The sequence below is a fragment of the Rhodococcus sp. CX genome (assembly GCF_015865005.1).
GTDB lineage: Bacteria > Actinomycetota > Actinomycetes > Mycobacteriales > Mycobacteriaceae > Rhodococcus.
In genome coordinates, this window is record NZ_JADZGH010000206.1 from 16,159 (window position 1) to 24,708 (window position 8,550).

Below are 8,550 nucleotides of genomic sequence, written 5' to 3' on the forward strand. Positions count from 1 at the left end.
CCGTGCTGTCCGATCGGCGTCAGGCCGGAATGTCGAGTATCGGCCACCCTGGGACGGTGGCCCTTCGAGCGCGCAAAGGGCGGTGCTGTGGGTATCTATGCGGTGACAGGATCGGCGTCGGGAATGGGCCGTGCGGTTGCGGATCGGCTCCGGTCCGCCGGGCACACCGTCATCGGTGTCGACATCCAGGAAGCCGACGTCGTCGCCGATCTGTCGACCGTCGGCGGACGGCAGAAGGCGGTGCGGGGGGTGCTCGCGGCCGCTGGCGATCGGCTGGACGGTGCCGTGCTTGCCGCCGGTCTCGGTCCGGCGCCCGGGCCGGAGCGTCCGAGGCTGATCGCAGAGGTCAACTATTTCGGTGTCGTCGATCTCCTGGAGGGGTGGCGAGACGCGCTCGCGTCGACCGGTAACGCCAAGGTCGTCGTCTTCTCCTCCAATTCGACGACCACCACCCCGGCCGTGCCCCGCCGCACGATCAAGGCCTTCCTCGACGGCGACTCGGAGCGTGCGGTGCGTTCGGTCCGGATCTTCGGACGAGGAGCTCCGGGAATCATCTACGCAGGATCGAAGATCGCCGTCAGCCGATGGTTGCGACGCGCCGCTGTACGGCCCGAGTGGGTGGGTGCCGGAATTCGGCTCAACGCTCTCGCGCCCGGCGCGATCATGACGCCGTTGCTGGAGAAGCAGCTCGCCACACCGTCCGAGGCCAAGGTCATCCGTTCCTTCCCGGTGCCCGTCGGCCGATTCGGCGACGCCGGGCAGCTCGGCGACTGGGTGGTGTTCATGCTGTCCGAAGCTGCCGAATTCCTCTGCGGAAGTGTCGTCTTCGTAGACGGCGGCTCCGACGCGTACTTCCGGCCCGACGACTGGCCTCGGTCCGTCCCGGTCGGTCGCATCGTTTCCTACCTGCGCAGGTTCCGCGCATTCGGCCGGTAGTCACCGGCCTCTCCGGAATACACACGGGAAAGGAAGGGAACCGACCCATGGGGCGATTCGGGCGCAGATCCGTGAAGCTCGCAAACTGGCGCTTGTCGTACAAGCTGACTGCGATTCTCGTAGTTCCCCTGCTCGCGGCTGTCGCTCTCGGCGCGCTACGGATCTCCACGCAGCTGGATGAGGCCCGCCGCTTCGAATCACTCTCCGAACAGCTCGCTACTATTCCTGCGCTGTTCAACTTTTCCTATGACGTTGTCACCGTGACGACTGCGGCGAGCCTCGGCATGCCGGCCATCATTCGGCCGGAACAGTTCAGGCAATCCACCGCGGACGTCCGGGCACTCGCCACTGCCGGAATCCTGGAGCCTCGAATCGTCGAGGGCCTTGCCCGCCTGATCCAAGACGGGCAAACACTCCACGACACCACGCACACCGGGGGTACGTCGGCCGAGGAACTCGATCGGCGCACGATCGACTTTCTGATCCGCTGCGAGGCGACTTTTCGTGAGTTGCTCGATCTGGCCGAGGGCACAGAGGTGCTGACCGACGGTGCCAACATGCTCAATGCCTGGAAAGCGCAACGGACGATGCTCGACCAGGCGAACGCACTCGGCTTGTTCGCCGTCGATCCCGAGACAGCACGGCTCACTGCTCAGAACGCCATGCACATCGAGGAGGCCACTCTCGGGCTGCTGCGCGGAAGTTCGCTCGATCAAGGCCGACTCGACGGCTTGCTCGAGAATCTTGCCGTCCGCTGGGCGCTGGTTGCCGATTTCGATCCTCCACGGGATTCGGGGACGGAGTTGAGCAACGCGATGTTGGCGGCTTTCCCTCCGTACCAGGAGATGAACAGCAAGGCGCACACGCAGATCACCGAGACGCTGGACCGGCTCACCGCCGACGCGCGGACCGCCGCGACGCGCGACAGTATCCTCGTCACCGCGATCCTCGTGATCGCCCTCGGCGTTGCCCTTCTCGTGGCGCGCGCTCTGTCCGTTCCGATCCGGCGACTTCGCGAGGGCACCCTCGCCGCCGCCCACCACGAACTGCCCGCCGCAATCGCCGCAGTCAATGACGGAATCGACATCACCACCGTCGAACTCACTCCCATCGAGGTGCACACCGACGAGGAAGTCGGCGAACTCGCCCGCGCCGTCGACACCGTGAACTCCGAAGCCCTCCGTCTCGCCGGCGAACAGGCACACCTGCGCCGACAGATTTCGACGATGCTCGAGACTCTCGCTCGCCGCAACAAGACCCTCGTAGAACAGCAACTGTCGCTCATCGACTCCCTCGAATACGAAGAGAAGGACCCCACCCGACTCCGGAGCCTGTTCTCCCTCGACCACCTCGCCACGCGAATGCGCCGCACCGGCGACTCGCTCCTGGTCCTGTCCGGCACCCGGCCCCGTACCCGCACCGCGGCCACCCCGCTGGGCGACGTTCTCCGGGCCTCCGTGTCCCAGGTCGAGAACTACGACCGTGTGCGGATCGGAAGAACACCTCACGGTTACCTCGTCGGCACCGCCGTCACGGACGTCGTGCACCTGCTCGCCGAACTCGTCGACAATGCGCTGCGGGCCTCGCCGCCGAACAGCACCGTCACGTTCGAATTCTCACCGGCCTTCGGTGGAGGACTGCTACTCGAAATTGCAGACTGTGGCATCGGTGCACCAGCCGAAATCCTCGGCGAGATCAACACACGTCTCGCTGCCGGCGACAGCGCCGAAATTCATGCACCCCGGCAGATGGGCTTGTTCGTGGTCGGCCGTCTCGCCGCCCGAAACGGCATCAGCGTCCGGCTGCGGCCCACGTTCGAGTCGGAGACCAATGCCGGCATCACTGCGGCCGTCTACTTCCCGGCCACGCTCCTCGCCGAGGTCCATCACGCGGAGCCCGAGCAGATGAAGGAGCGTCCCCGTCGCCTGTGCCGGTTCGACGATTCCGCCCGGCGCGATGACGACCCCATCGCGTGGGCTCCCTTCCAAGGGTGAGTTCTCCCGGCACGGACGAGCGGTCGGGGGCCGCGCGGCCGCTCGTCCGTGAACTGCTCGATTTCGTGGTCGGAACGGAAGATCAGCCCTGTGATGTTGGCTCCCTGCACTCGTAGAATCGTGGAGTCGTGTCCACGCGGAGTCGGGTCAGTGCGCGCCGGCTGATCAGCCACCTGCCGTTCTCCAGGCGGTATTCCTCATGATAGTGACCGTATCCGTGGAGGTGCTCCTCCTGATCCCCGTTCGTCCACCACAGTTTGTCCTCCATCGCCCAGATGCCCCGGGCTGTCGTGTCGGAGGTCAGCTCGATTTCGGGTGTGTGGCCGTGATGCACGGACGTGATCGGGACGCGGCCGTCCAGGACGCGCTTGATGGATGCGGTCACGGCGTCGGCGCCTACGACATCGTGGTCGCCGAACGTCGAACTCACGACGTCGTCCGTGTGGAGAGTCGGATAGACGTGCCATTCCTTGTTGTCCATGCACCGTAGCCGCGCCGCGAAGGTGCGCTTGATCTGCTCGATGGCCAGACACTGCTCGGCTGCGCTGAGAGTCGGTTCGATTGTCATGGTGGCACTGTCGGTCGTGGACTCCGGAGAATGCAACGGCTGATTCCGCTGAGCGGGTGAGTAGATCCACCACCGTCGGCACCGCGCCGATCGGTCTCCGGTACGACTGCCACGCTTCGTATTTCGGCGGATCTCCCGTAGAACGGGAGACGGTGGTGTGCGAGTGTGTCCGGCCTCATAGCGTGAGCGGATGACGACTGGGGGATTCACTTCCGATCAGAAGGAGAAAGGCGTGCGCCGATCCGATCTGCACCCCGATGTCGAGGCGATGCTCTCCACCTTGGAGGCAGGATTCCCCGACGTAACGCAGTATTCCGCTGCCGAGCTGCGGCAGATCATCGTTTCGCGGCGAGCGCCGCTGACGCGGACCCCGGATATGCGGATGGCGCGGGACGTGGTGATCGACGGGCCGGGCGGTGATCTGTCTCTGCGCGTGTACGTCCCGCACAGCGACGGGACGGTGCCGCGCCCCGTGATCGTCTTCGCGCACGGCGGCGGATTCGTCTTCTGTGACCTCGACAGCCACGACGAGTTCTGCCGATCGATGGCGGCGGCAGTAGATGCAGTCGTGGTTTCGGTCGACTACCGGTTGGCCCCGGAGAATCCGGCACCTGCGGCGATGGAAGACGTGTACGCGGCGGTGTGCTGGACGGTGGAGAACGCTGACTCCTACGGGGGTGATCCGGCACGGGTCGCGGTTGCCGGAGACAGCGCCGGTGGAAATCTCTCGGCAGCCGTCTCGGTGGCGGCACGGGAGCGTGGCGGCCCGTCGATCGCGGCGCAGATCCTGCTGTATCCCGTGATCGGGGACGATTTCGAGACGGAGTCGTACCGGAAGTACGGCGTCGGCTACTACAACACAACGAAGGCGATGCGCTGGTACTGGGAGCAGTACGCGCCGAACGGCCGCGACAGCGCCCTCGTCGTCCCCTCTCGCGCCTCGACGTTGGCGGGGCTGCCCCCCGCGCTGGTGGCCACCGCGGAACTGGACCCGCCGTGCTCGGAGGGCGAAGCCTATGCGGAGAGACTCGCCGCGGACGGGGTGCCCGTCATCGCGCACCGCTTCGACGGGTTGTTCCACGGATTCCTCACGTTCCCGCAGCTGTCGCTGACCGGGCCTGCGCGGGAAGAGTTGTGGCAGTTGATCAGCCGGATTCTCGACCCTGCCGTGCGAGGAGCAGGCTCCGCGAGCCGAGCAGGCACCCCCTGACAGGACACGACCACGACAACTCGGGATGCAATGCCCGGACAACCAGGCATACGGGGATAGAAATGACACAACGACTGACAGGCCGCACCGCTCTGGTGACCGGGAGCAGCCGGGGGATCGGGCGGGCGATCGCACAGCGGCTCGCTGCAGAAGGTGCCACCGTGGTGGTCACGGCCCGCTCGAAGACGCCGTCGCGATCGATTCGGGACGGACGTGAGCACGTGCTCGAGGGCACGTTGGACGAGACGGTGCAGTTGATCGAGAGCGCAGGCGGCCGAGCCGTGCCGATTGCGGCGGATCTGGAGGATCCGGCGCAGCGATCCGGGCTCGTCGATGCCGCGGTGGAGGCCGTCGGCGGAATCGACATCCTGGTCAACAATGCGGGGTTCGCCGATTACTCCTCCATCGAGGACATGGGTGAGGACACCTTCGACCGCACTCTCGAGCACTATCTCAAGGTTCCTTTTCTGTTGTCGCAGGCGGTGATTCCCCGCATGCGCAAGGCCGGCGGCGGGTGGATCGTGAACATCGGCTCGTCCACCGGCCTTCCGCCGATTCGTCCGTTCCGTGAGTACAACAAGACCTCCGGCGATGTGATCTATGCGTCGGCGAAGGCGGCGCTGCATCGGTTCACGCAGGGCTTGGCCGCAGAGGTTCTCGACGACAACATCGCGGTCAACGCGGTCGGCCCCTCGACGGCGATCATGACTCCGGGCGCGGCGTCGTTGCTGCCGGACGGCTACGAGACCGAGCCGGTGGAGTACCTGGCGCAGACAGTGCTCGAGATGTGCACGCTGCCGGCGGCCGAGCGCACCGGACTTGTTGCGTTCAGCCTGCACTTCCCCTGGTCGCAGGGGATTCCGGTGACGAACCTGGACGGAGGAGGCGAATTGCCTCGGCGGCAGCCTCCGGAATGGGCGAATCCGAACATCGCTGCGGACGGGCTGGTGGTGTGACCATGCCGGCAGGCAAGGCGAGCGAACGGTTCTCCCACGGCGTCGCAGTGGTGACGGGCGCGGCGGCCGGGATCGGGGAGGGGCTTGCACGCCATCTCGGATCCCTCGGAATGACGGTGGTTGTCGCGGACATCGACTACGAGCGTGCGGTGAAGGTGGCCGACGAGATCGTGGCGGCCGGCGGTCGGGCGGAACCGTACGCAGTCGACGTCGCCGATCCCGAGTCCGTGGAGGCGATGGCTGCCGAGGTGTTCGAGCGCCACCGCAGCGTGGAGTTGCTCGTGAACAACGCGGGGGTGGAGTCGGCGGGGCTCCTGTGGGAGATCGACAGAGACCGCTGGCGTCGGGTGATGCAGATCAACGTCGACGGCGTGTTCTTCTGTCTCCGATCGTTCGTGCCGCGGATGATCGACGTGGGAACGCCGTCGTGCATCGCGAATCTCTCCTCGGTGGGTGGACTCAATGCCGTTGCCGTCCAGTCTCCTTACATCGTCAGCAAGCATGCCGTGCTGGCGATGACCGAGTGCCTGCATCAGGACCTGTCGATTGTCGGCGCACCGATTCAGGTCAGCGCCGTCATCCCGCACTCGATTCGCAGCGAGATCTTCCTGTCGGCGCAACGCGACGCACCAACGGAGAATGCCACCGCGAACGCGGTGTTCGAGGCGATGCAACGTGACAATGTGGAGAAGGGACTCGACCCGCTCGTCGCGGCAGAGCACATGATCGAGCAGATCGCCCGCGGCGAATTCTGGATCCATTCCGACGACGACTTGTGTGTCGCCGCTGCACATCGACGCGGAAAACAACTTCTCGACCTCGACCCGCCCGCAGATCCGCGAAACATGCTCACTCGGATGGGAATACCCATCGAACGACCGTCGTGACCCGATGGAGGCGGGAGCAGCGGAGCTTCCCACGCCGGCAGGCGTGACCGGCGAAAGAGGGTCTCTCGTGAAGCGCAATTGCTCGCGCTTCGCGAGAGACCTTCGCTGCGTTCGGTAGAACGTGGTCAGACATCGTCCTTGCGGAGCAGGAACGCAAGTACGGCAGCGGTCCATGCCTCCTTTGCTTCGATCATCGTCCAGTGACCGCAGTTCGGGAACACGTGCAGTTCCGCGTTCGGGATGTCACGCATCGGCAGCATCGCCATGTCGACCGGGCTGACCCGGTCGTCACGGCCCCAGGTCAGCAGCGTGGGAGCGGTGATCTTGCTCAGTTGCGCCCAGTACGGCGTCGCGCCGGAGGCCTTCGCGGCGGCAGTGTTCGCGGCAAACGCTGCGCTGCTGTACATCCGGGAAGCAATCGCGAGTGTCGTCGGGTCGGTCGCGAGGGCCCAGCGTTCCTCGATCAGTTCCTCGGTGACAACGGACGGGTCGTACACCATCGAGTGCAACCAGCGGACCAGTCCCTCGCGGGTCGGATTGTCGGTGAACTCCATCAGCAGCCGAATTCCCTCGCCGGGGCTGGGTGCGAAAGTGTTCTTCCCGATTCCGCCGATGGTGACGAGCTTGTTCACTCGCTGTGGCGCGTTGATGGCCACGGTGGCAGCGACGATGCCACCCATCGAGTTGCCGATCATGTCGACCGGACCGTCGACACCGATCGCGTCGAGGAACACGCCCACCGACCGGCCGGCCATCGCCATCGGATGGCCGTCGCCGGGATCGCTGACACCGAAGCCCGGAAATTCCAGCACGAGGCAGCGGAAGTGCTCGGCGAAGTCCGCCAGGACACCGCGATAGTTGCGCCAGCCCGTGACTCCCGGCCCGGAACCGTGGAGCAACAACAGCGGTGGTCCGTCGCCCGCTTCGTGGTAGCGCAGTACCCCGAGGTCGGTGGCGATCTCGCGTCGTGTGGATTCGTGGGTGAGTGCTTGTGTCATGGTCCCTACGGTCTCAATTCGACGAGCGTTGCGGCAGAGTGCTTCCCGGCCAGCGAGAGGATAGTTCACGTAGGTACGGAACGCGGGTTTCCCGTTGAGCGGGAGATGGTGGAGGGTAGGTCGGTACGTCGGTGCATAGCATGCGGCATGAACGAAACCAACTGGAGCAGAGAAGAACTCGAGAATGCGTTTCAGAACTGGCATGCAACAGTGAACCGAGCCGGTTCGGGCGAGGGCAGCTGGCGGGACTTCCTCGAACTGTTCACCGACGACGTCGTGTATGTCGAGCAGATGGCGGGTGTCCTCAACGGCAAGGACGGTATCTGGGCGTGGGCCGAGCCGAGCCTCGCCCAGTTCCCCGGTTCGCACACCGTCGCCTTCCCCGAGCACTTCCACGTCATCGACGAAACGAACGGCACGATCGTGGCCAAACTGGACAACGTGATGAGCGATCCGGGCGACGGGTCCAAGTGGGCGGCACCCCACGTGAGCATCCTGACGTACGCCGGGAACGGCAAGTTCTCCCGGCAGGAGGACGTCTACGATGTCACCGGTTTTCTCGACCTGATCAGGGGATGGGGCCGCCGCGCGATGGAACTGGGCACCTTCGATGCGGCTCAGCGCGGATGGTTCGAACAGGTTTATCCGGAGACGGTCCCGCAAACCGTGTCCGACTGAGGTCGAGAAAGCGTCGAGCCTGCGACAGTCGCGGGCTCGACGCTCGACGGACGGGGTGCCGGCGCTGTCATGGCTGCAGGCCCGAGCGGATCGCGAACACCACCAGTTGCGCTCGGTCGCGCGCGCCGAGTTTGATCATCGCGCGCGACACGTGCGTGCGGACGGTGTCGGGACTGACCACCAGTTCGTCGGCGATCTCCTTGTTCGACCGCCCTGTCGCAACCCACGCGACGACCTCGCGTTCCCGTGCAGTGAGGTCCGAGATGCGGGGGTGGGGTTGCACAGTGTCCTGCGTGTGGACGAAGTGCTCGATCACGCGTCGG

9 protein-coding genes are annotated in these 8,550 nt (G+C 65.5%); 6 read left to right on the forward strand and 3 right to left on the reverse strand.

What is annotated here, in order from left to right:
- Window positions 1–87: 87 nt before the first annotated feature.
- Together I0Q12_RS22195 and I0Q12_RS22200 are read left to right on the forward strand one after the other, a co-directional pair.
- Entirely contained in the window at window positions 88–936 is an 849-nt protein-coding gene (locus I0Q12_RS22195; protein ID WP_197254777.1) for an SDR family oxidoreductase, read from the forward strand.
- A 71-nt stretch (window positions 937–1,007) separates the two neighbouring features.
- A complete protein-coding gene (locus I0Q12_RS22200) occupies window positions 1,008–2,930 on the forward strand; it encodes an ATP-binding protein (RefSeq protein WP_307846419.1) in 1,923 nt (640 codons plus the stop codon).
- 82 nt (window positions 2,931–3,012) lie between these two features.
- Here the strand turns inward: I0Q12_RS22200 and I0Q12_RS22205 are convergent, their stop codons facing one another.
- Window positions 3,013–3,498 carry a nuclear transport factor 2 family protein gene (locus I0Q12_RS22205; RefSeq protein WP_197254781.1) on the reverse strand — a complete coding sequence of 162 codons (486 nt, stop codon included), beginning with the start codon at window positions 3,496–3,498 and terminating at the stop codon, window positions 3,013–3,015.
- 190 nt (window positions 3,499–3,688) lie between these two features.
- Between I0Q12_RS22205 and I0Q12_RS22210 the strand changes: the two genes are divergently transcribed.
- From I0Q12_RS22210 to I0Q12_RS22220, 3 genes are all read left to right on the forward strand, one after another.
- A complete protein-coding gene (locus I0Q12_RS22210) occupies window positions 3,689–4,708 on the forward strand; it encodes an alpha/beta hydrolase (RefSeq protein ID WP_197254783.1) in 1,020 nt (339 codons plus the stop codon).
- A gap of 62 nt (window positions 4,709–4,770) precedes the next feature.
- Window positions 4,771–5,664, forward strand: a complete 894-nt coding sequence (locus I0Q12_RS22215) for an SDR family NAD(P)-dependent oxidoreductase (RefSeq protein ID WP_197254784.1) — start codon at window positions 4,771–4,773, stop codon at window positions 5,662–5,664.
- A gap of 2 nt (window positions 5,665–5,666) precedes the next feature.
- Window positions 5,667–6,551: an SDR family NAD(P)-dependent oxidoreductase gene (locus I0Q12_RS22220; protein WP_197254936.1), complete on the forward strand. Its 885-nt coding sequence runs from the start codon at window positions 5,667–5,669 to the stop codon at window positions 6,549–6,551.
- Between the two features lie 125 nt (window positions 6,552–6,676).
- Here the strand turns inward: I0Q12_RS22220 and I0Q12_RS22225 are convergent, their stop codons facing one another.
- On the reverse strand, window positions 6,677–7,549 hold the full coding sequence (locus I0Q12_RS22225) for an alpha/beta fold hydrolase (protein WP_197254786.1): 873 nt from the start codon (window positions 7,547–7,549) through the stop codon (window positions 6,677–6,679).
- Window positions 7,550–7,696: 147 nt separating this feature from the next.
- Here I0Q12_RS22225 and I0Q12_RS22230 point away from each other — a divergent pair, with 147 nt between their 5' ends.
- A complete protein-coding gene (locus I0Q12_RS22230) occupies window positions 7,697–8,227 on the forward strand; it encodes a nuclear transport factor 2 family protein (RefSeq protein ID WP_197254788.1) in 531 nt (176 codons plus the stop codon).
- Between the two features lie 67 nt (window positions 8,228–8,294).
- Here the strand turns inward: I0Q12_RS22230 and I0Q12_RS22235 are convergent.
- A partial coding sequence (locus I0Q12_RS22235; protein ID WP_197254790.1) for a response regulator transcription factor occupies window positions 8,295–8,550 on the reverse strand: 256 nt, incomplete at its 5' end.